Annotated in this window: 17 protein-coding genes and 1 pseudogene; 8 read left to right on the top strand and 10 right to left on the bottom strand. The window is 73.9% G+C overall.

The window, feature by feature from the left end:
• Positions 1-23: 23 nt before the first annotated feature.
• From AB0J57_RS01330 to AB0J57_RS01320, 3 genes are all read left to right on the top strand, one after another.
• A complete protein-coding gene (locus AB0J57_RS01330; RefSeq protein WP_366125836.1) occupies positions 24-806 on the top strand; it encodes a LysR family substrate-binding domain-containing protein in 783 nt (260 codons plus the stop codon).
• 104 nt (positions 807-910) lie between these two features.
• Positions 911-2,119, top strand: coding sequence for an RNA ligase (locus tag AB0J57_RS01325; RefSeq protein ID WP_366125835.1), 1,209 nt, complete (start codon positions 911-913; stop codon positions 2,117-2,119).
• 3 nt (positions 2,120-2,122) lie between these two features.
• Positions 2,123-3,034 (top strand): AAA family ATPase, encoded by a 912-nt coding sequence (locus AB0J57_RS01320; RefSeq protein ID WP_366125834.1) that lies wholly within the window; start codon positions 2,123-2,125, stop codon positions 3,032-3,034.
• A gap of 39 nt (positions 3,035-3,073) precedes the next feature.
• On the opposite strand, the gene AB0J57_RS01315 is transcribed toward AB0J57_RS01320, so the two are convergent.
• Both AB0J57_RS01315 and AB0J57_RS01310 read right to left on the bottom strand, forming a co-directional pair.
• Positions 3,074-3,424, bottom strand: a complete 351-nt coding sequence (locus AB0J57_RS01315) for a transglycosylase family protein (protein WP_366125833.1) — start codon at positions 3,422-3,424, stop codon at positions 3,074-3,076.
• A gap of 163 nt (positions 3,425-3,587) precedes the next feature.
• Positions 3,588-4,391 (bottom strand): alpha/beta fold hydrolase, encoded by an 804-nt coding sequence (locus AB0J57_RS01310; RefSeq protein WP_366125832.1) that lies wholly within the window; start codon positions 4,389-4,391, stop codon positions 3,588-3,590.
• An 85-nt stretch (positions 4,392-4,476) separates the two neighbouring features.
• On the opposite strand from AB0J57_RS01310, the gene AB0J57_RS01305 reads away from it, so the two are divergent.
• The 3 genes from AB0J57_RS01305 (at position 4,477) to AB0J57_RS01295 (ending at position 10,395) form a co-directional block, all read left to right on the top strand.
• Positions 4,477-5,700 carry an MFS transporter gene (locus AB0J57_RS01305; RefSeq protein ID WP_366125831.1) on the top strand — a complete coding sequence of 408 codons (1,224 nt, stop codon included), beginning with the start codon at positions 4,477-4,479 and terminating at the stop codon, positions 5,698-5,700.
• Between the two features lie 106 nt (positions 5,701-5,806).
• On the top strand, positions 5,807-7,936 hold the full coding sequence (locus tag AB0J57_RS01300) for a SpoIIE family protein phosphatase (protein ID WP_366125830.1): 2,130 nt from the start codon (positions 5,807-5,809) through the stop codon (positions 7,934-7,936).
• Positions 7,937-7,938: 2 nt separating this feature from the next.
• Positions 7,939-10,395, top strand: coding sequence for a SpoIIE family protein phosphatase (locus AB0J57_RS01295; RefSeq protein WP_366125829.1), 2,457 nt, complete (start codon positions 7,939-7,941; stop codon positions 10,393-10,395).
• On the opposite strand, the gene AB0J57_RS01290 is transcribed toward AB0J57_RS01295, so the two are convergent.
• The 5 genes from AB0J57_RS01290 to ribA all read right to left on the bottom strand — a co-directional run bounded on the left by AB0J57_RS01290 (position 10,396) and on the right by ribA (position 16,265).
• A complete protein-coding gene (locus tag AB0J57_RS01290; RefSeq protein ID WP_366125828.1) occupies positions 10,396-11,949 on the bottom strand; it encodes a sulfite exporter TauE/SafE family protein in 1,554 nt (517 codons plus the stop codon).
• A complete protein-coding gene (locus AB0J57_RS01285) occupies positions 11,946-13,313 on the bottom strand; it encodes a tetratricopeptide repeat protein (RefSeq protein ID WP_366125827.1) in 1,368 nt (455 codons plus the stop codon). The genes AB0J57_RS01290 and AB0J57_RS01285 overlap by 4 nt, the downstream gene beginning before the upstream one ends.
• A gap of 88 nt (positions 13,314-13,401) precedes the next feature.
• Positions 13,402-14,964 carry a DUF4331 domain-containing protein gene (locus tag AB0J57_RS01280; RefSeq protein WP_366125826.1) on the bottom strand — a complete coding sequence of 521 codons (1,563 nt, stop codon included), beginning with the start codon at positions 14,962-14,964 and terminating at the stop codon, positions 13,402-13,404.
• An 88-nt stretch (positions 14,965-15,052) separates the two neighbouring features.
• Positions 15,053-15,547 (bottom strand): hypothetical protein, encoded by a 495-nt coding sequence (locus tag AB0J57_RS01275; RefSeq protein ID WP_366125825.1) that lies wholly within the window; start codon positions 15,545-15,547, stop codon positions 15,053-15,055.
• Between the two features lie 76 nt (positions 15,548-15,623).
• Entirely contained in the window at positions 15,624-16,265 is a 642-nt protein-coding gene (gene ribA, locus AB0J57_RS01270; RefSeq protein ID WP_366125824.1) for a GTP cyclohydrolase II, read from the bottom strand.
• Positions 16,266-16,370: 105 nt separating this feature from the next.
• On the opposite strand from ribA, the gene AB0J57_RS01265 reads away from it, so the two are divergent.
• Together AB0J57_RS01265 and AB0J57_RS01260 are read left to right on the top strand one after the other, a co-directional pair.
• The gene (locus AB0J57_RS01265; RefSeq protein ID WP_366125823.1) at positions 16,371-17,096 is read left to right on the top strand and encodes a creatininase family protein; all 726 of its coding nucleotides are present in this window, start codon (positions 16,371-16,373) and stop codon (positions 17,094-17,096) included.
• The gene (locus AB0J57_RS01260) at positions 17,093-17,980 is read left to right on the top strand and encodes a RibD family protein (protein ID WP_366125822.1); all 888 of its coding nucleotides are present in this window, start codon (positions 17,093-17,095) and stop codon (positions 17,978-17,980) included. The genes AB0J57_RS01265 and AB0J57_RS01260 overlap by 4 nt, the downstream gene beginning before the upstream one ends.
• On the opposite strand, the pseudogene AB0J57_RS01255 reads toward AB0J57_RS01260, so the two are convergent.
• The 3 genes and pseudogenes from AB0J57_RS01255 to AB0J57_RS01245 all read right to left on the bottom strand — a co-directional run.
• Positions 17,927-18,823, bottom strand: a pseudogene (locus AB0J57_RS01255) (lysylphosphatidylglycerol synthase transmembrane domain-containing protein); the annotation flags it as partial. The gene AB0J57_RS01260 and the pseudogene AB0J57_RS01255 overlap by 54 nt on opposite strands.
• On the bottom strand, positions 18,823-19,710 hold the full coding sequence (locus AB0J57_RS01250; RefSeq protein ID WP_366125821.1) for a class I SAM-dependent methyltransferase: 888 nt from the start codon (positions 19,708-19,710) through the stop codon (positions 18,823-18,825). The gene AB0J57_RS01250 and the pseudogene AB0J57_RS01255, both read right to left, overlap by 1 nt.
• On the bottom strand, positions 19,707-20,795 hold the full coding sequence (locus AB0J57_RS01245; RefSeq protein ID WP_366126438.1) for a glycosyltransferase family 4 protein: 1,089 nt from the start codon (positions 20,793-20,795) through the stop codon (positions 19,707-19,709). Before AB0J57_RS01245 ends, AB0J57_RS01250 begins: the two co-directional genes overlap by 4 nt.
• Positions 20,796-20,815 lie beyond the last annotated feature (20 nt).

The raw sequence follows: 20,815 nt of genomic DNA, 5'->3' as shown, positions 1-20,815 counted from the left end.
GGCACGACCGGTAACCTGGCGGGGTGACAGGCTCCGACGCATCCCCTTCGTTCCGGCTCGCCTACGTCCCGGGTGTGACGCCGAGCAAGTGGGTGCGGATCTGGAACGAGCGGCTGCCCGGCGTCCCGCTGACCCTCGTCCCGCTGTCCGCCGCCGAAGCGCCCGGCGTGCTGCGGGACCGCGGCGCCGACGCGGGCCTCGTACGGTTGCCGATGGACCGCACGGACCTCAGCGCGATCCCCCTCTACACCGAGACGACGGTGGTCGTGGTCCCCAAGGACCACATCGTGGCGGCGGTCGACGAGGTGTCCGCCGACGAGCTCGCCGACGAGATCGTGCTGCATCCCCTCGACGACACCCTCGACTGGGAGCGCCCGCCGGGGCTGCCCGCGCAGGAGCGTCCCGCGACGACGGCGGACGCGATCGAACTGGTGGCGGCCGGGATCGGGCTGCTCGCCGTCCCGCAGTCCCTCGCCCGCCTGCACCACCGCAAGGACCTCACCTACCGGCCGCTGTCGGACGCCCCCCAATCGCGCGTCGCGCTGTCGTGGCCGGAGGAGGAGACGACCGACCTGGTGGAGCAGTTCATCGGCATCGTCCGCGGGCGGACCGTCAACAGCACCCGCGGCCGCCCCCAGGCCGCCGTCCAGCCCAAGGCCAAGCGCCCCGACAAGGCCGACAAGGGCGGCGCCGGCCGGCGCAAGCCCACCGCCGGCAAGCCGGCCGGCCAGGGCTCCCGCGGCGGCTCCGGCGCCCCCAAGGGCGGCAGGAGCGGCAGGAGCGGAAAGCCCCGCCGCCGCTCGTAGCCGGGCAGCGGGGCCGGTCACGGGCCTGCCAGGGCTTATTCGGTGTCGTCCGGGGCCTCCCAGAGGTGAGAATGCGGCATCTCGAACGGGAGGGACCCACATCCATGAGCCAGGCATACCTGACTCTTCATCAGCTCCTGCCGCCCGCGGAACTCGCGGCGGCACTCGACGCCGGTCACGTCACGCGCAAGGCACACCCCGAACTGCCGCTGTCCATCTACACGTACACCCGGGCGTGCCAGTACGAGCGGATCTGGAACCGCGTCACCATGCGCTGCCGCGGCCTGGTCGCCGACGACGTCACGGGTGAGGTCGTCGCGCTGCCCCTCCCGAAGTTCTTCAACGTCGGTGAACACCAGTCGGGTCAGCCGTACGCGCCCGCCCTGCCGGACGAGCCGTTCGAGGTGTACGACAAGGTCGACGGCAGCCTCGCCGTCGTCTTCCACTACGCGGGCCGGTGGCGCGTCGCGTCCAAGGGCTCGTTCATCAGCACGCAGGCCACCTGGGCGCAGCGCCGGCTCGACGGCAAGGACACCTCGGCCCTCACCCCGGGCGTGACCTACCTCGCCGAGATCCTGTACCCGCAGAACCGTATCGTCGTCGACTACGGCGACCGCCGGGACCTGGTGCTGCTCGCCGCCTTCGCCAAGGACGGCACGGAGATACCCCTCGCCGAGGCCGCGCCCGCCTGGCGGCCGGTCGGATCCGTCGTCACGGTCCGCCCGCCCATGCCGCTCGCCGAACTGCTGGCGCTGACCGAGGCCGGCACCCTGCCCGGCGGACGGACCGCCGGCGGGACGGACGCGGAGGGCTTCGTCCTGCGCTTCGCGTCGGGGGTGCGGGCGAAGGCCAAACTGGCGGAGTACGTGCGCCTCCACAAGGTGCTGACCGGCGTCACCGAGCGGGACATCTGGCGCGGCCACGGCATCCAGCGCTTCGCTCACCTGCCCGCCAAGCAGGTGGCCCAGGTGCTCGGCTGCTCGGCGGCGGACATCGCCGCGTCGGGCGGCCGGCCGCTGGACGCCCTGCTGGAACAGGTGCCGGACGAGTTCGACGCCTGGGTGCGCGAGGTGATCGCGCGGATCGAGAAGGACGTGGCGGACCGGGAGCGGGCCATCGACGAGGCGTACCGGACGCTCGCCCCGCTCGCCGGCGACCGGGCCGCCTTCGCCCGCGCCGTGAAGGCCCTGCCCGACGCCGCCGTCCGCCCCGCCATGTTCCTGCGCCTGGACGGACGCCCGACGGAACTCGCCACCTACCGTTCCGTACGGCCGGAGGCGTCCGACCCCTTCAAGAACGACGAGGAGAACTGACCTGTGCCCGTGGTACACGTGATGACGGGCCTGCCCGCATCGGGGAAGACGACCGAGGCCCGCCGCCTCCAGGCGGAGTCCGAGGGCCGGATGCGCCGGGTCAATCTCGACGACCTCCGCACCATGATGGACCTCCCCACGGGGGAGCGGAATTCCTACGCCCACGAGCAGACCGTGCTCGCCGTCCAGGACGCGGCGGTCCGGGCGGCCGTGGACGACGGCTTCGACGTCGTCGTCGACAACACCCACCTCACGCCGCACATCCCCAAGCGGCTGAAGGCCGCCGTCGCCGGGGAGGCGACCTTCGTCGTGCACGACTTCACCGACGTACCGGTGGAGGAGTGCATACGGCGCGACGGGCAGCGGGAGCGGTCCGTGGGGGAGGAGATCATCCGCCTGCTCGCCGACAAGCACACCAAGGCCCGCAAGGGCGGCTGGCGGCTCACCGGCGAGTGGTTCAACGACCAGCCGCCCGTGGCGCCGTACGTCGCGGATCCGGCGCTGCCGTCGGCGGTGCTGTGCGACATCGACGGCACCCTCGCGCTGCGGGGCGACCGGGGCCCGTACGACTTCACCCGCTGCGACGAGGACCTGCTCAACGCCTCCGTGCGCCAGGCCCTGCACTCCTTCCGGCGCGCGGACGGCGACGTCGTCGTGCTGCTCTCCGGGCGGGGTGAGGAGCACCGCGAGAAGACGGAGGAGTGGCTCCGGCGGCACGACGTGCCCTACGACGAGCTGTGGATGCGGGCGGCCGGTGACCACCGGCGCGATGACGTCGTGAAGGCCGAGCTGTTCGACCGGCACGTCCGCGACCGCTTCGCGGTCCGGGTCTCGCTGGACGACCGTGACCGTGTCGTCGCCGTGTGGCGCCGCATGGGCCTGCCCACGTGGCAGGTCAACTACGGCAACTTCTGAGCGGCCGCGCCCGGGCGGACACGGCCGGGAGGACAGGCGCTAGCGGCGCCGGGCGCACGTCCAGGCGCCCATGCCCTGGATCGCGGCGAGCCTCCTGGCCGTGGCGATCTGTTCCGCCTTGGTGGCCAGATCGGCGCGCGGCGCGTACTTGCGGCCGCCCGCTGCGATCCAGCTCGACTGTTTGAACTGGAGCCCGCCGTAATGGCCGTTGCCGGTGTTGGCGTCCCAGTCGCCGCCCGACTCGCACTTGGCGATGGCGTCCCAGTCCACGCGCTCGCCCGGGCGGGGAGCGGCGGCCTGGGCGCCCGGGGCGAGGAGGATCAGGACGGCCGACGCGCACAGAGCCGTCGTGGTGAGTGCGCCGGTGGTACGAGGATGGTGACTGGGCATCAGGTCGTCTCCGCTCAGTTCTGCCGCCCCCTGACCATGGGCCGGCTGAGTGTCTACGACCGTAGGGGCGGGCGCCACTCGCGGCACGCGGTGTTGGGCCCATCGGGTGGAGACGGGCAAGTGGTCCTGTGCGAGACGCGGCTGATTCGCCGTCAGGGTGCTTTCACGGCCGGGGCCGGGACAGGTACTCCGCGATGCGCTCGCCCCAGGTGCGGACGTCGGCCCGGGCCCGGGACACATGCAGGTCCGCGTGGAGCAGCCGGGCGGCCGTCTCGGCGGTCGACAGGGGGTGGCCGGGGTCGTCCGCCCAGGCCAGGACCAGGCACGGCAGCCGCAGCCGGGCGAACGCCGCCGGCGGAGGCAGGTCCGACAGGGCCAGGCCCCGCAGGACGGACGGCAGCACCCGCGCGGAGGGTGTCGGCGGTACGTCGGGGACGTCGGCCACGACCGGGGGGCGGGGCCGCCGCGCCCGGGTGGCGAGCCAGGCGTCCACCCCGTCCCGTTCGATCGTGCCGGCGGCCTCCCGGTTGGCGCGCGCGTACGCCTCCCGCGTCGCCCAGGCGGTGGGCGGGATGAGGAGGACCAGCCGGGAGAACCGCTCCGGCGCCTGCACGGCGGCGTGCAGCACCGTCGCGCACCCCATGGACGCGCCCATGGCGTCGGCCGGCCCGCCGGCGCCCAGATGGCCGAGCAGGGCCAGCAGGTCACCCGCGAGCGAGGGATAGGTGTAGTCGCCGTCCACCGGTTCGCCCGTGGACCGGCCGTGGCCCCGGGCGTCGTAACGGACCAGGCGCCGCCCCGCGGCCACGACCGGGGCCCAGTCGAACAGGCCCATCCGGTCCTCGGCGGCCCGGCCGGCGAAGCCGCCGTGCGCGTACACGGCGAGCGGGCCCTCGCCGACGTCCTCGTAGGACAGCGCGGCCCCACGGTGCCGGAAGGTGCCTTCCCTGACGGTGTGCTCTCCCACGGCCCATCCTCCGCGTCCATTGTTGGACGTTTCGTGCATGCCGGCTTGCGTGGAAGGACCGGTTCGCTTCCCTAGTGTGATCGTCATGACCCGCACATCCCCCCAGCCCAGGCGCGGCCGCACCCACCCGGGAAGGCGCCCCCGCTACGTGGCCGCGGCCGCGGTCTTCGCCATCGGCATGGCCGGTACGACACTGCCCACCCCGCTGTACGGGCTGTACCGCCAGGAACTGGGCTTCTCCGAGCTGATGGTGACGGTCGTGTTCGCCACCTACGCCGTCGGCGTGATCCTCACCCTTCTGCTGGTGGGCAACTACTCCGACGAGGCCGGACGGCGTCCCGTCCTGCTGTACGCGCTCGGCTTGGCCGCGGCGAGCGCGGTGTGCTTCCTGCTCGAAGGGGGACTGCCCGCCCTCTTCGCCGGCCGGGTGCTGTCGGGCTTCTCGGCCGGGCTGCTGAGCGGCGCGGGAACGGTCACCGTGCTGGAGCTGGCCGCGCCGGAGCACAAGTCCCGCGCGGGCTTCGCCGCGACGGCGGCGAACATGGGCGGCCTGGGCTGCGGCCCCCTGCTGTCCGGGCTGCTCGCCGAGTACGCCCCGCATCCGCTGTCCCTGCCGTTCCTGGCCCACCTCGCGCTGGTGGCCGTGGCCTGCGTCATCGTCCTGCTGCTGCCGGAGCCGGTCGGCGGGGCGCGGCTGCGGGCCCGGCCGAGGCCGCAGGGGCTGTACGTGCCGTCGCGGATGCGCGGGGTCTTCGCCCCCGCATCGCTCGCCGCCTTCGCCGGGTTCTCGCTCCTCGGCCTGTTCACCGCGGTGGCGCCGAGCTTCGTCTCCCAGACCCTCGGGATCACCAATCTGGCCGTCTCCGGGCTCGTGGTGTTCTCGGTGTTCCTCGCCTCGACCGTGGGGCAGTCGCTGACGGGCCGGGTGGCGGCCGGGGCCGCCCTGCCGCTCGGGTGCCTGGTGCTGGTGGCGGGGCTCCTCCTCGTCGGCGCGTCGCTGTGGGCCAAGGCCCTGCCGCTGATGGTGGCCGGCGCGGTCTGCGGCGGGCTCGGCCAGGGCCTCGCGTTCCGTGCCGCGCTGACCGCCGTGGGGGAGGCGGCGCCCGCCGCGCACCGGGCCGCCACCGTCTCCTCGTTCTTCGTCGTCGCCTACGCGGGCATCTCGCTGCCCGTCGTCGGCGTGGGGGCGCTGACGATGTGGCTGGGCCTGCAGCGCGCCGGGCTGACCTTCACCGCCTGCGTGACCCTCCTCGTCGCCGCCATCGCGCTCCACCTGGTGCGGAGGCCCGCCACCACGCGCGGTCGCTGATGCCTCGGATAGGATGATTTACCAGCATTTGAGCGCAATCGCAGGTCCCGATCGCAGGAGAGGTTGGCGAGCAGCAGCGGCACGCCCCCGTGGTGAGGTCATCGCCTTGGACACGCACGAGTCGACCAGTGGCGCACCGGATCAGCCCCTGACCGCGGTGGGGTACGCGGGAGTGCTCCGCGACCTGCTCCCCATCGCGCTGTGGCGGGCCGACGCCGACGGCCACATCGCCGAGTGGTCGCTCGCGGCCCAGGACCTCCTGGGCTGGCCGCCGGAGGAGATCATCGGCCGGCACGCGAAGCCGATGCTGGTCCCCGAACCCAACTGGGAGCTGGCCGAGCGGCTGGCCGCCCGGGTCCTGGCGGGCGAGGCCGTCGTCGCGACCCTCCCGGTGCGGCACCGCGACGGGCACCTCGTACAGATGGAGATGTGGATCTGCCCGGCCGCCGACCGGCAGGGACGGACCGGCATCCTCGCCATCGCCGTGGAGACCTCCGCCGTTCTGCGTATGCGCGATTCCCTCGCCGCCCTGGAAGGGCTGTTCACCCAGTCCCCGATCGGCCTCGCCCTGCTCGGCCCCGACCTCCGCTTCGTCCGCGTCAACGAGGCGCTGGCCCGGATGAACGGCGTCCCCGCCCGCGACCACCTCGGCAAACGGCTCGCCGAGGTCGCGCCGGGAATCAACGCCGCCGCGCTGGAGACGGTGATGCGCCGGGTCCTGGACAGCGGCGAGGCGGTCGTCGACGTACGCCGCACCGGCCACACCCCGGCCGACCCGGGCCACGAGCGGACCTGGTCCTGCTCGTACGCGCCGCTGCTCGACACCACCGGCCGGCGCCTCGGCGTGGTCGCCTCCCTGATCGACATCACCGCCGGGCAGCAGGCACAGGTCGAGGCCGAGCGGGCACGCCGCCGATTCGCCCTGCTGGCCGAGGCCGGCACGCGCATCGGCACCACCCTGGACCTGCACCGGACCGCCGAAGAGGTGGTCCACGTCTTCGTGCCCAAGCTGGCCGACTCCGCCGACGTACACCTCCGCGAGGAGGTACTGGACCCCGACGAGGCCACCGTCTCCACCCACGGGGTGGTGCGCCGCGTCGCGATGGCCTTCACCGACCCGTCCGCCCCCGCCGAGAAACTGGCCGTCGGGCTCACCTACCGGCTGCCCCGCGGATCCGTCTACGAGCGGGTCATCGCCGACGGGCACCCCATGGACCTCTACCGGACCGACATCCCGGCCCTGGTCAGCGACCCGCGCGCCGAGCAGCTCCGCACCTACCTCGGCACCCGGCTCGGCTCCGCGCGGCTGGTCCCGCTGGTCGCCCGGGGCAAGGTGCTCGGCGCCGTGATCGTGACACGCACCGTCGACCGCGAGCCGTTCGACGAGCAGGACTGCGTGCTCATCGACGAACTGGTCGCCCGCGCGGCGCTCAACATCGACAACGCGCTCATGTACACCGGCCAGCGCGAGGCCGCCCTCACCCTCCAGCGCAGCCTCACCGACAACGCCCTGCCGGACGTGACCGGCCTGGAACTCACCGGCCGCTACCTGCCCACCAGCGACCACGAGGTCGGCGGCGACTGGTTCGACGCCATCGCCCTCCCGCGCGGCCGGACGGGACTCGTCATCGGGGACGTCATGGGCCACGGCATCCACGCCGCGGCCGTCATGGGACAGCTCCGCACGGCGGTGCGCACCCTGGCGCGCCACGACGTCCCCCCGGCCCGGATGCTGCTCTCCCTGGACGCCGCCGTCGCCGACCTCGGCGAGAACGAGATGGCCACCTGCGTCTACGCCATCCACGACCCCGCCACCGGGGACTGCCTGATCGCCCGGGCCGGCCACCCGCCCCCGGCCGTGGCCGACGCCCGGGGGGCGATCGCGTTCCTCGACGGTCCCCCCGGTACGCCGCTGGGGACCGGCGTACGGGACTTCCGCACCGAGCACGTTCCCATGGGCCCCGGCAGCCTCCTCGTGCTCTACACCGACGGCCTCATCGAGGCCCGCGACAGGGACCTCGACCAGGGCATGGACCAGCTCGCCCGGTCGCTGCTCCACCTCGACCGCCCACTGGACGACATCTGCGACCGCATCCTCGGCCGGATGCTCCCCGCGGCGGCCCAGGACGACGTGGCCGTGCTCCTCGCCCGAGCCCTGCGCCCGACCGGCTCCACGGCGAGCCACGCCGACCGCCACCACCTGCACATACCAGCACGTAAGGTGCAAGAGTGGTAGCGATGGACACACCGGTGACAACGTTCAGCGAGGGTCCCGAAGACCCGTTCGCCGTGCGGCGCTCCGCCTCGGCCGTGCTGGACGACCGTGGCACGGTCGTCGGTTGGAGCGAGCGGGCCGAAGCGCTGCTCGGATACCCGGCCCAAGAGGCGCTGGGACGACCGGCGGCCGGGTTCCTGGTCGACCCGGGCGACCGGAACGTCGTCATGGACGCCGTGACCGCGTGCGTACGCGGCGGCCTGGGCTGGTTCGGCGTCGTACCCGTCCGGCACCGCGACGGCCGCCGCGTCGAGGTGGGGTGCCGGGCACGCCCGATCGTCAGGAACGGCACCGACCGCGAATGGTTCCTCGTCGGCGCGCCCGCCGAGGAAGTGATCCAGTGGGAGACGGACCGGTCGGTCCTGGACGGGCTGTTCAGCCGCTCGCCGATCGGCCTGTCCGTCCACGCCCCGGACCTGACCATCCTTCGGGTGAACCGGGCGATCGCCCAGTTCAGCCAGCTCCCGGTCGAACAGCACCGGGGCATGCGCACCAGCGACTTCGTGATCCAGCGCGACACCGACACCGTCGAGCGGCAGCTCCGGGAGGTCCTGGAGACCGGCCGGTCGTCCATCTTCACCGAACAGCCCTGCGTGCTGCGCCGCGACCCCGGCCGCGAGCTGGTCGTCTCCGTGTCGGCGTTCCGCATGCAGGACCCCTCCGGCCGCATCCTCGGCGTGACCCAGACCGTCGAGGACGTCACCGACCGGTACCGGGCCCGCCGCCGGCTCGCCCTGCTCAACGAGGCCGGCGCCCGCATCGGCACCACCCTGGACGTCACCGAGACGGCCCGGGAACTGGCCCGCGCCGCCGTACCGGACCTCGCCGACCGCGTCTCGGTGGACCTGCTGGAGCCGGTGATCCGCGGCGAGGAGCCCCGCCAGGACATGGTCGGCCCACTGCACCGCACCGCCGTCCTCAGCGTCCCGCCGGACGCGGCCGGGCTGATGCACCCGGAAGGCCGCACGATGGACGTCCCACCGGACACCGTCCAGGCCCGCTGCCTCGCCGAACGGAAACCGATCCTCGAAGCGCGGCCGGCCGACCCCGCCGCGTGGCTCTCGATGGAGCCCGAGCGGGCGAGGCACGCCCTCGGCGCGGGCCTCCACTCCCTGCTGGTCGTCCCGCTGGTCGCGCGGGGCCTCGTCCTCGGCCTGCTGAGCCTGTGGCGGTCAGAGCGGGCCGACCCGTTCGAGGAGGACGACGTCACGCTCGCCGAGGAGTTCGCCTCCCGCGCCGCCGTCTGCGTCGACAACGCGCGCCGCTACACCCAGCAGCACGAGGCGGCGCTCACCCTCCAGCGCAGCCTGCTCCCGCACACCGTGCCCCGGCACCCGGCGGTCGACGTCGCCCACCTCTACCTGCCGGCCGACGCCACCGCCGGGGTGGGCGGCGACTGGTTCGACGTCATCCCGCTCTCCGGGCTCCGCGTCGCCCTCGTCGTCGGCGACGTGGTCGGCCACGGCATCCACGCCGCGGCCACCATGGGCCGGCTGCGCACCGCCGTCCACACCCTTGCCAACCTCGACCTCACCCCCGACGAGGTGCTCTCCCACCTCGACGACCTCGTCGACCGGCTGGCCGCCGAACAGGAACCGGCCGACGACCTCTCCCGCCAGGTCGTCGGCGCCACCTGCCTGTACGCGGTGTACGACCCGGTCTCCCGGCACTGCGCCCTCGCCCGCGCCGGACACCCGCCACCGGCGATGCTCGCCCCGGACGGGCAGGTACGCCTGATCGACCTGCCCGCCGGGCCGCCCCTGGGCCTGGGCGGGCTGCCGTACGAGTCCGCCGAGCTGCACCTGGCCGAAGGCACCCTGCTGGCCCTCTACACCGACGGCCTCGTCCAAGCGGGTGAACGCCACGCCGGCGAGCGGGACGTCGACGAGCGGGTCGCGGACCTGTGCGCGGCCCTGACCGTGCCCGCCCGCACCCTGGAGGAGACCTGCGGGGCGGTGCGCGACGCCCTGCTGCACGACCACCCCACCGACGACGTCGCCCTCCTCGTCGCCCGCACCCGCGTCCTCGCGGAGGAGAAGGTCGCCACCTGGGAACTCCCGGTGGAGGCCACCGCCGCCGCGCGCGCCCGCACCCTGACGGCGGAGCAACTCACCGAGTGGGGGCTGGAGGAGCTGCTCTTCACCACCGAACTGATCGTCAGCGAGCTGATCACCAACGCCTACCGCTACGGCGGCGGGCCGATCACCCTGCGGCTCATCCGGGACCGCCACCTCATCTGCGAGGTGTCCGACACCAGCAGCACCTCACCGCACCTGCGCCGTGCCCGCAGCACCGACGAGGGCGGGCGCGGACTGTTCCTGGTCGCCCAGCTCACCGAGCGGTGGGGGACCCGCTACACCCGCGACGGCAAGACCATCTGGACGGAGCAGGCGCTGCCCGCGGTCACACCAGGACGGTAGTCACACCAGGGCGGTAGCCGCCCCTCTGAGCACCAGCCCGCACCCCAGCGCCAGGACGACGGCGGCCGTGGTGAGCGGCGCCATCCGGTGCGCCAGCGACACGACCCGGCCCCGAGGCCGCCGCGCCAGCCTGCGCGTCGTGGTCTCCCGCAGCCGCACCACGGCGAACCCGGCGACCGCGAGCGTGAGCGCGACCCCGGCCCCGTACGCCAGGACCAGCAGGAAGCCGAACCACGCCTGGCCCAGGGCGGCCGCGCCGATCAGCACGACCACGGCGGACGGGCTCGGCACCAGCCCGCCGGCCAGCCCCATGAGGATCACGCCCCGCAGCCCGGGAGCGGGAGGGAGGTGGGAGTGCGAGTGGCCATGCGCGTGGTCGTGGTCGTGCGCATGGTCGTGGTCGTGCGCGTGCGTGTGGTCGTGGGCATGGTCATGGGAATGGGCATGGTCATGGGAATGGGCGTGGGCGTGGGAATGAGCGCGGGCGTGGTGGCGTCGGCGCCACGCCCGGCGCAACAGCAGCGCGCCCGCCACCGCGACCAGGGTGCCGCTCGCGATCCCCAGCCAGGACACCACCGAGGGCGCCGCCGCCGAACCCGCGGTGATCAGCGCGCCGAGGGCGAACACGCCCAGGGTGTGGGTGAGGGTCACCGACGAGGCGAGGGCCAGCATGTCCCGCCGGGACCTCCGCCCGCCGGCCGCCGCGGCGGCGGCCATCATGGTCTTGCCGTGCCCCGGGGCCAGCGCGTGCATGGCGCCCAGCAGCACGGAGGCGCCCAGCGCGAGGACCGCGAAGCCCGCGGTCAGCTCGTGCCGGGCCACCAGCCCGGTCAGTGCCCGCGCCCAGCGGTCCGCGCCGCGCGGCAGCACGCCCGTCGCGGGGGAGGCCTCCGCCGCGTCCTCCGTTGCGGCCGGCGCCGGCCCGCCGGAACGCACGGTGAAGGCGGCCGACCGGGTGTCGGGCGGCGAGGAGAGCAGCTCGTCAGGGTAGGCGGTCAGCCGCCGCGACACGGAGTCGGCGGGCACGCCGGCCCCCGAGAGCGTCATCCGGTCGCCGCGAGCGGTGATCTCCCGCCACGCCGCTCCGGTCGCCACGGCCGCCGGTTCGTAGCCGATGCGCATACCCTCCTCAGCCGGCAGCGAGGCCGTCAGCGCACAGGTCACGCGCAGCGTCGCCAACCCCGCCTGTCCCGCGCGTTCCTCCGCCTTCGCGTCCCCGGCCACGAGCGGGCGCCCGCTGCCGCCCCCGACCGCCAGGCGTGCGCCCCTCGCCGCCGTGTCGCACCGCGCCTTGGCCCATGCCGACAGTTCGGCCGGCGACAGCCGGTCGTCCCCGTCGGCGTCGACGCGTTTGCGTTCCTGCGAGGCGGGGATCTCCGCGAGGTCCTCCACATGGTCCACGCGCAGCGTTCCCGGAGCGACGACGAGACCGTCGTACTGACTGACCGTGAAGTTGCCGAGCGGGTGCGCCTGCGCGGCCTGGGCGGGGAGCACGGCGAGGGCGGCTCCCGCGATCAGGGTGATGAGGGCGCAGGCGGTGGTACGGCGCTTCATGAGGCCCCCTGACCCTCGGAGAGAGCAGCCTTCGCCTCGCGGGCGCCGGTCGCCGAGAAGCCCGGGTTCAGGTCGAGCGCGGCGCGCAGGTCGCGGCGCGCGGCCGCGTCGTCGCCGAGGGCGCGTTCGATCATGCCCCGGTGGAAGAGGAAGGAGGCGTTGCGGTAGCCGGGGGACAGGGCGGCGGCCTTCCTGGCGTACGTCAGGGCCTCCGCGTCCTTGCCGTTGGCGTGCAGTGCCCAGGCGAGCGCGTCCGCCGTGTGGACGCTCCGGCGACGGGCCCACTCGGCACGCGCCGCCGTCAGTGCCCCGGCGGCGTCGCCGTGGTCGGCCTCGACGAGCGCGGACTCCAGGTCGGTGGCGACGCCGTTGGCGCGGGCCAGCCGGGTCCAGGTCCGGACGAGGGCGTACTGCTCCTCGGCCTGCTCGCGCCGGCCGAGCGTCTCGTACAGCTCACCGAGGGCGGCGAGCTGCCCCGGCAGCGGGTGACGCCGCACCACTTCCTCCAGATCGTTCACCGCGCGTTCCGTCTCGCCGCGTGCGGCATGGGCGCGCCCACGGCCCTCCAGGGCCGGTACGTGATCGGGTTCGGCGCGCAGCGCGGTCGTGAAGTGCTTCAGGGCTTCGTCGAACTCACCCTGGGACCAAGCCAGTTGGCCGAGCGACGTGGCGACGTAGGCGACATCGGCGGGCGTGAACGCGGAGTCCAGCGCGCGCAGCAGCACCTGGCGCGCTCCGCGCACGTCACCGCGCAGCTCCAGGACGTACGCGTACCGGGTGAAGACCGGGATGCCGGGGCGCCGCCGGTCGGCGAGCTCCACCGCCCGCAAGGCCTCGTCGTAGCGGCCGAGTTCGACCAGGGCGTCGACCCTGGTGGACAGGGCCCGCTCGCCATACGGGTTCACCCGCAGCGCCCGGTCCGACAGGCTCAGCGCCGTGGCGAAGTCGTGGCGTGCGGCGGCCAGGGCAGCCTGTCCGGCGAGCGCCGCGTCGTTCCCGGTGGCGGGACGCAGCTCCAGCGAACGCCGGAACGCCTTCTCCGCCTGAGGATACCGCGTCGGATCGCCGGTGGTCCGCGCCTGCTCGACGTACGCCGCGCCCAGCGTCGCCCACCCGGAGGCGTCCCGGGGCTGTGCCTGGAGGTGCCGCTGCAAGGCGGTGACGCCCCGGGTGAGGTCCCCGGCCGCCAGCCGCTCGACGGGCACGCCCGCCGCGAGCGCGGGCACCTCGGGCCGCTGGAAGCCGTCGGCCCCGGACGCCACCGAGCCGGCGGTGAGCCCGAGTGCCACCGCGACGACCGCGGCGACCCGCCACCGGACCGGCCGCCCGTCCCATCGGGCGAACTGCGGCTTCCGTACGAGCATCGGTTGTGCCTTCCTGGGTGTTCGCTGGATTGTGGGGCCCGGCAGCGCCGTGGGGGGAAGGAACGCTGCCGGGCCGTCATGGGGGGTGTCAGCCGAGCCAGGACCGTTGTTCCGGCCGGCGGCGGGACCGCGACCACATCGCCCGGGCGAAGCCGGCGAGCAGGACGGCGACGGCACCCGAGGCGGCCGAGACCAGCATCACCGTGTTGTCGTCCCACGACGAGGTGAGCGAGGACACGCCGCCCGTCAGTCCGGTGGCGTCGGCCTTGGTGGACACCTCCGCCGCCTTGGTTTCGGAGCCGGCGGCGGGCAGGGCCACGTACGGGAAGGCGCGGCCGAACTCCTTGTCGTTGGCGTCGACGGCATCGCCCAAGTCGTTCTTCGCGCCGACGAGTTCGCCCTCGACGACCTGGAGCGCGATGTCGAGTACGTCGTCCGTCAGCCGCCGCCCGTTGGGGAAGCCCGCGTTGTCGCCGTCCAGCACACCCAGCCGCTTCGGCTCGGCCACCGGCTTGATGGAGGTGTTGAGGCGCAGCATCTCCGAGGGCTTGCCGCCCGGCTGCTGGTTGAGGTCCTTGACCCCGGTCAGGAACACCGACACCAGGTCGTTGCGCGGCTCCGCCGGAGCCTTGATCTTGTAGATGCCCTCGATGAGCTTCGGCAGCTCGGGCTCGGTGACGTTCTTCAGGAAGTCCCCGTCCTTCTCCGGCGAGGAGGCGTTGAACTTGTCCTTGTCCTTGACCGGGTTGACGACCTCGTTGACCAGCGGCATGCCGAGCCGTGACACCCGCGTCCAGTCGCCGTGCGCGTTCTTGCGCTCGGTGGTCGCGTAGACGCCGATCACCGGCTGTTCCTCCGACTCCCGGAGGTACGAGCTGGGCACCTGGAGGGCGATCGTGTTGACGTTGTAGCCCTTGAGCGTGTCGTTGCCGACCTCCGACAGATCGCCGCCGTACAGCAGGTCGAAGACCCGCAGGTCGAGGAAGAACGGGTCGTCGGCCTGGCCGGCGAACGCCTTCAGCCCGCCGGGGACCTTCCGTACGGCCTGGTCGCGGAGCTTCTGGTAGTCCGGCATCGACGCCTTGCCGACGTTCGACGGCGCGACCGGCAGCCCCTTCGCCAGCTCGTGGCGCGCGGCCACCTTCCCGCGCTTCAGCCGCAGCAGCTCGATGTCGTACGTCTGCGTGAAGTTGAGGTCCGGGTCGTCCAGACTCTCCACCGCACCGGTGTTGTAGAGGAAGGTGTTCTCGTTCTTGCGGTGGTCCTTGAACGTGAACCGGTACAGCAGGTCGTCCTGGGCGTCACCGTCGCTGTCGATGTGGATGTCGTAGCGCGCGTCCTCGGCGAACGTGTAGAAGTTGGGTCCGCCCGCCGGCTCCTGGAACGGCAGCCAGTTCGCCACCAGTGTCGTCGAGTCGGGATGGTCGGGGCTGACGAACGCGTACACGTCCGTGGTGTCGAACTGTGGCTGCCCGGATATCAGGGGCGCCTCCCGATGGCTCGAAGCGGTCGCCGTCCCGGGCTGGAGCACTCCCACGCCGGCGGCCGCGAGCCCCCCGGCGGCCAGCGCAGCACAGGTGAGCAGAGCCACGCTCCGGCTGCGGCTCCGTCGCCCTGTCCGTCCGCTGCTGGTGGTTGAGGTTGCGGTCATCTCGTCCGTCCTTCATCAGTCTCGCGCCCGTTCCGGCCTGCTTGCTGGACCAGTACGTGCGCCGCGGCCGTTGTGTTCGGCGCCGGCGTCATCGGGGTCCGGCCGTCGGGTCCTGGAACCGGGCCGCGACGGCCCGGACCTCGATGGCGTGGTGACCGTGCGACCAACCGCCGGTGTGCGGTTGCGGGATGCGGTACGTACGCCTCGGCACCTCGCGTTCGGCGCCGCCATCACCCTGTGACCCCTGGACGTCCTGGTGCGCCGGCCGGTCCGGCCGCGTGGACGTGCCGGACCCGCCCTGCCCGCCGGGCCCCAGGGGGCCGTTGGCCAGCACCGAGGACACCACCAGCAGACCCCCCACCGCGCCCGCCCCGCACACCCCCACCCAATGCCCTCGCCTCTGCGGCGCGGTCGGGAGGTCGTTCGGAGGAGGCGCGGTGTCGCGCGCCCACAACGGTTCCACCGTCACGTGCGGTGGCGGCTGCTCGGTGAGCGAACCGGTGCTGTGGAGTTCGGCGCGTGCGGCGTCCAGGTCGTCCAGCACCCGCTGGAAGGACTTCATGATGCTGTCGTCATCGTGCACGGTGGTGCTCCTCGCGCGGTACATGCCATCCGTGGTGTTCCGTCGTCAGGCAATACGCAACGCGAGCGAGCTTGTCTCATCCGGGCAGATGCGGCAGGTGGTGACCGAGGCGTTCCCGCTTCGTCCACTGGTAGAAGAGGTTCTCGTCACGCGGCGGGATCAGCAGCGGCACCCGCTCGCTGATCGAGATGCCATGGCGTTCCAGCGCGTCGTGCTTGCGCGGGTTGTTCGACAGCAGTCGCACGGACCGTACGCCGAGGTCGTGCAGGACCCCCGCCGCCGCCCGGTAGTCCCGGGCATCGTCCGGCAGCCCGAGCGCCAGGTTCGCCTCGACCGTGTCCAGCCCCTCCGCCTGCAACCGCATCGCGCGCAGCTTGGCCAACAGGCCGATGCCCCGGCCCTCGTGGCCGCGCAGGTAGACCAGGACGCCCCGGCCCTCGCTCACTATGGCGCGCAGCGCGGCGGAGAGCTGCTCCCCGCACTCGCAGTGCCGGGACCGGAAGGCGTCCCCGGTCAGGCACTCGGAATGGAGGCGGGTGAGGACGTCGTCGGCATCGATATCGCCGTACACCAACGCTATTTGCTCCTCTCCCCGATCGTGGTCCAGATAGCCGGCGGCGAGAAATTCGCCGAACTCGGTGGACAACCGCACATTCACCACGTGCTCGACGCCCGTTCGGCGAGTGGTGTCACGGAGTATGTCATCGGTGTCTATCATGGCCCGATCGTATCGGGTAACCTCCGGCAGTGGGTGGGAAACTGACGGGAGGAAAGGGTGGGGAAGTTGAGTGGAGTGCCGCGACCGCGGATACCGGCTTTGGGTATGCTGCCGCTGGACACGACGACACGGGATGTGGCGGACAATAGGGCCGAGGTGGCCCTTCTTCCGATAGGGAGTTTCGAGCAGCATGGTCCGTTTCTCCCCTTGATGACCGACACGGTCATCGCCTGCGCGATCGCCCGCGAGGTCGCCGCCGCCCACCCCGTACACCTGCTCCCACCAGTGACGATCTCCTGCTCGCACGAGCACGCCGACTGGCCGGGCACCGTCAGCATTTCCGCCGCGACCCTTTACGCCGTCGTACGGGACATCGCCGGATCGCTGCGCCGCTCCGGTATCGAAAACCTGGTTCTGGTCAATGGGCACGGCGGAAACTATGTGCTGCGCAATGTGGTTCAGGAGTCGGTCGGCAGTGGCACGCGAATGGCCCTGTTCCCCGGGCCGGCCGACTGGGAAGCGGCGAGGGAAAGGGCCGGTGTGCTGACGCCCTCGTACAGCGATATGCATGCGGGCGAAGTGGAGACTTCCATCCTGCTGCACGACCATCCGGAACTGGTCCGGCCCGGTTATGAGACCGCCGACTGGATCGCCGACGACCGTAAGCATTTGCTCTCGCTCGGTATGCGGGCCTATACGGAATCCGGAGTGATCGGCCGCCCTTCGAAGGCGTCGGCCGAGAAGGGAAGAGAATTGCTGGCCGCCCTGGTCGATTCATTCACCGAATACCTTTCCCTGCCGGCCCCCGACTCCCGTCGGAGCGTGCGGTGAAGGGCGCACACGGGCTCGGCCCCGCCGAGGCGTGGCAGCGGCTGCGCGCCGTCCGGTCCGTCGCGGACGCCGAGGCCGCCGGGCTCGTGTGCGGCGCGGACGGCCGGGCGCGGTGGCGGGACGGCTCGCCCGAGGCGGACGACCTGGCCGACCGCTACCTGCCGTTGTGTCTGGCCGGGCGGCACGTCACCTTCGCGCAGTTGGGCCAGAGCCTGGACGGTTTCATCGCCAGCCGCACCGGTGACGCCGACTACGTCACCGGCGAGGAGGACCGGGAGCACCTGCACCGCCTGCGCGCCCTCGCCGACGCGGTCGTCGTCGGCGCCGGCACCGCCGTCGCGGACGACCCGCGACTGACGGTCCGCGCCTGCCCGGGGGACAACCCGGTGCGCGTCGTCCTCGACCCGCGCGGCCGCGTCCCACGGGGGCACCAGGTGTTCACCGACGGCGCGGCACCCACCCTGTGGGTCGTGGGCGCGGACGGCGAGCGCGGGCGGGCGGCCCGGCAGCCGGACGGCGTCGACGTACTGACGCTGCCCGACCGCGCGGCCTTCGCCCCCCGGAACGTGGTGCGGGAACTGGCGCGCCGCGGCCTGGGCCGGGTACTCGTCGAGGGCGGCGGCGTCACCGTGTCGCGCTTCCTCCACGAGGGCGCGCTGCACCGGCTCTACGTCACGGTGGCCCCCGTCCTGCTCGGCGACGGCGTGCCCGGACTCGGCTTCCCCGGCCCGGCGCTGATGCGCGACGCGCTCCGCCCGCCGACGCGGCGCACCGTTCTCGGCGAGGACACCCTCTTCGAGCTCGACCTGCGGACGCCGCGCCCCGGTGAGCCACTGGACCACGAGCACGCCGGCACCGGGCAGGCTCGCGGCGAGGCCCAGTAGCCCGTACACCACGGCGACGGTCAGCCCCTGGCCCGCGCCCAGGCCCGCCGCGCCGAAGGACCAGGCGGTGACGCCCTCCCGGGGCCCCCAGCCGCCGACGTTCAGCGGCAGCGCCATGGCGAGCAGCGCCAGCACCATCAACGGCAGCAACTCGCCGGCCGGCGCCGTCGATCCGGCGGCACGGGCGGCCAGGAGGAACATGCCGAGGTACCCCGCCAGCGCGGCGACGGACGCCCCCAGCACCCCCGCCACCGCCCACCTCGCCGGGGCCCGCAACACGCGCCGGGCGCCGGCGAGCGTGGCGCCCACCGGGGCGGCCCGCCTCCCGCGCAGCCGCACGGCCACCACCACGACCAGCACGCACGCCACGACCGCCACGGCGGCGGTGACGGCCCGGCCCGCCTCCGCCAGGACCGGCGAGGGATACGCCCACAACAGCACCACACCGACCGCGACCAGCACCACCTGGCCCGCGACCCGTTCCAGGACCACCGCGCGCACCCCCCGGCCGACGTCACCCTCGCTACGCCCGTGCCGTACCGCGCGGTGTACGTCACCGAGGACACCGCCGGGCAGCGCCGCGTTCAGGAACAACGCGCGGTAGTAGTCGGCGACCGCCCGGCCGAGCGGCAGCCGGACGCCCAGCGCGCGGGCCACCAGACACCAACGCCACGCGCAGAGCACGGTCGTGACCGCCCCGATGCCCAACGCCGCCACCAGGATGGGCACGTCGATGCCGCGCAGCCCGGCCAGGAACGCGCCGCCACCGTGCCACCACACCACCGCCCCGAGGACGGCCGCACCCGCCACCGTCCCGAGGCGCCCGCGCACCACGCGCGCGATCACGACGCGTCACCCACGTGCCCCGGCAGGGCCAGCACATCGCTGTGGTGCACCACCACACGCAACTCGCCCGCCTCGCACGCCTCCAGGCGGCGCCGCAGATACGCGGTGGCACGGGGCGCCAGGTCCGGCCGCTGCTCACGGGCCGCGCCCACCCAGCCCCGCAGCCACTCGGCCGTCAGCGCGGACTCGTCCGCGCCCAGCCGCCAGGGGCTCGGCCGCACCCGGACCGCCATGCCATGGCTCGCGAAGATCTCGCGCGCCGCCACGACCGCGTCGGGCCCGAGGAGCCGGCGGCCGTGGTCCAGGCGGCGCTGGTGGTCGTTGAACGCGCTGCCGATCGCGCCGTCCAGCGGGTCGGCCGGGGTCAGCTCCACCCGCCCCACCACCGACAGCGCCAGCAGCACGGGACAGCCGGCCCCCGCGCAGGCGGCCGCCAGCCGGTCCACCTCCTCGCGCGTGAGCAGGTCCAGCAGGGCGGACGCCGTCACCAGCCCGGTGCCGGCGAGCTCGCCCGCGGTGAGCCGCGCGATGTCCCCCTGCCGGGTCGTCACCGTGACGCGCGCGCCGTCGGCGCCGGTACGCGGCAGCCGCTCGGCGGCCAGGCCCAGCAGACGAGCGTCGTGGTCGTGCAGCACCCAGTGCTGCGGACCCGCCAGCCGGGGCGTCAGCCAGCGCCCCATCGACCCGGTGCCGCAGCCCAGGTCACGGATCACCAGCACGGCGCCCGGCTGTGTCCCCTCGGCCAGGTACGACCGCAGCGGGCCGAGGAGTTCCGGCGCGCGGGCGGCGGCGTCGGCGGCCTCGCGCAGCGCCAGCCACTCCGGGGCGTAGCCGGGGCCGCCGTTCACGCTCATGCCGCCTCCCGGGGCTTCCGTCAGGCTCATGCCGCCTCCCCGGGCTCCCGCCGGAGCTGCTCCAGTGCCCTGGCCAGACTCCGGGTGGTCGTCTCCCAGCCGGCCAGCGCGGTGCGCCGCCGCCGTGCGGCCACCTTCGCGCGGTGCCGCTCGCCGGGCTCGCCCAGCCAGCGCCGCAGCGCCCCGGCCAGCGCCGCCGGGTCGTCCGGCGGTACGAGGACACCCGGCACGCTGCCGTCGGGCGCGTGCCCGACCGCCTCCGGGAGCCCGCCGACGGCCGTCGCCAGAACGGGGACGCCGCGCGCCAGCGCCTCGGTCACGGCCATGCCGTACGTCTCGGCGCGCGAGGCGAGCACCAGGAGGTCGGCGCCCGCGTAGCTCGCGTTCAGCGCCGGGCCGCCGCGGGGGCCCGCCACGTGGACACGGTCGTCCAGGCCGTACCGCGCGATCAGTTCGCGCAGCCGCTCCACGTAACCGGGGTCCTGGCCGAGTCCGCCCACGAAGGAGCAGCTCCACGGCAGGTCCGCCACGGTCGCGAGGGCCTCCACCAGCTCGTACTGCCCCTTGCGCGGGGTCACCGAGGCGACGCACAGCAGGCGCGGGCCACCGCCCGGCTCACCGCCCGCCCCACCGCCGGGCGCCAGCGGCCCGATATCGGCGCCCGGCACGGCGACATGGACCCGCTCCGGGACGAGCCCGTGGTGCTCCACGAGCCTGCCCGCCGCCCAGTGGCTGGTCGCGATGACCGCGCCTACCGCCCGCAGCGTCCGGCGCTCGGCCGCGTCCAGCACCGCCGCCCGCTCCGGGGCGAGCCCCGTCTCGTCGCCCAGCGGCAGGTGCACCAGCACCGCCAGGCGCAGCCGGCCGGCCTCCGGGACGACGACGTCGGGCACGGCGCACGCGACGAGCCCGTCCAGCAGGACCAGGTCGCCGTCCGCCGATCCGGCCAGGACCCGGGCCAGTTCCGCGCGCGCGGCGGCCCCGGGCCGGGGCCAGTCGCCCGCCACGACGTGTTCGTGGACCTGCCAGCCGAGGCCCGGCAGGTCCCGGCACACCCGGCGGTCGTAGACGTTGCCGCCGCTCGGCGCGGCCGGGTCGTCGACGGCGCCGGGCATCACCACCCGTACCGACCGCG

The sequence above is a fragment of the Streptomyces sp. NPDC049837 genome (assembly GCF_040674455.1).
Classification (GTDB): domain Bacteria; phylum Actinomycetota; class Actinomycetes; order Streptomycetales; family Streptomycetaceae; genus Streptomyces.
The sequence above is the reverse complement of the archived record's forward strand: the minus strand, read 5'-3'. Positions and strand labels throughout refer to the sequence as shown.

What these genes read in the sequence shown, in the direction of transcription:
- AB0J57_RS01325 (WP_366125835.1), top strand. Translation starts at nt 911, where the DNA reads ATGAGCCAGGCATACCTGACTCTTCATCAGCTCCTGCCGCCCGCGGAA.
- AB0J57_RS01315 (WP_366125833.1), bottom strand. Translation starts at nt 3,424, where the DNA reads ATGCCCAGTCACCATCCTCGTACCACCGGCGCACTCACCACGACGGCT.
- AB0J57_RS01305 (WP_366125831.1), top strand. Translation starts at nt 4,477, where the DNA reads ATGACCCGCACATCCCCCCAGCCCAGGCGCGGCCGCACCCACCCGGGA.
- AB0J57_RS01295 (WP_366125829.1), top strand. Translation starts at nt 7,939, where the DNA reads ATGGACACACCGGTGACAACGTTCAGCGAGGGTCCCGAAGACCCGTTC.
- AB0J57_RS01290 (WP_366125828.1), bottom strand. Translation starts at nt 11,949, where the DNA reads ATGAAGCGCCGTACCACCGCCTGCGCCCTCATCACCCTGATCGCGGGA.
- AB0J57_RS01285 (WP_366125827.1), bottom strand. Translation starts at nt 13,313, where the DNA reads ATGCTCGTACGGAAGCCGCAGTTCGCCCGATGGGACGGGCGGCCGGTC.
- AB0J57_RS01280 (WP_366125826.1), bottom strand. Translation starts at nt 14,964, where the DNA reads ATGACCGCAACCTCAACCACCAGCAGCGGACGGACAGGGCGACGGAGC.
- ribA (WP_366125824.1), bottom strand. Translation starts at nt 16,265, where the DNA reads ATGATAGACACCGATGACATACTCCGTGACACCACTCGCCGAACGGGC.
- AB0J57_RS01265 (WP_366125823.1), top strand. Translation starts at nt 16,371, where the DNA reads ATGCTGCCGCTGGACACGACGACACGGGATGTGGCGGACAATAGGGCC.
- AB0J57_RS01250 (WP_366125821.1), bottom strand. Translation starts at nt 19,710, where the DNA reads ATGAGCCTGACGGAAGCCCCGGGAGGCGGCATGAGCGTGAACGGCGGC.
- AB0J57_RS01245 (WP_366126438.1), bottom strand. Translation starts at nt 20,795, where the DNA reads ATGCCCGGCGCCGTCGACGACCCGGCCGCGCCGAGCGGCGGCAACGTC.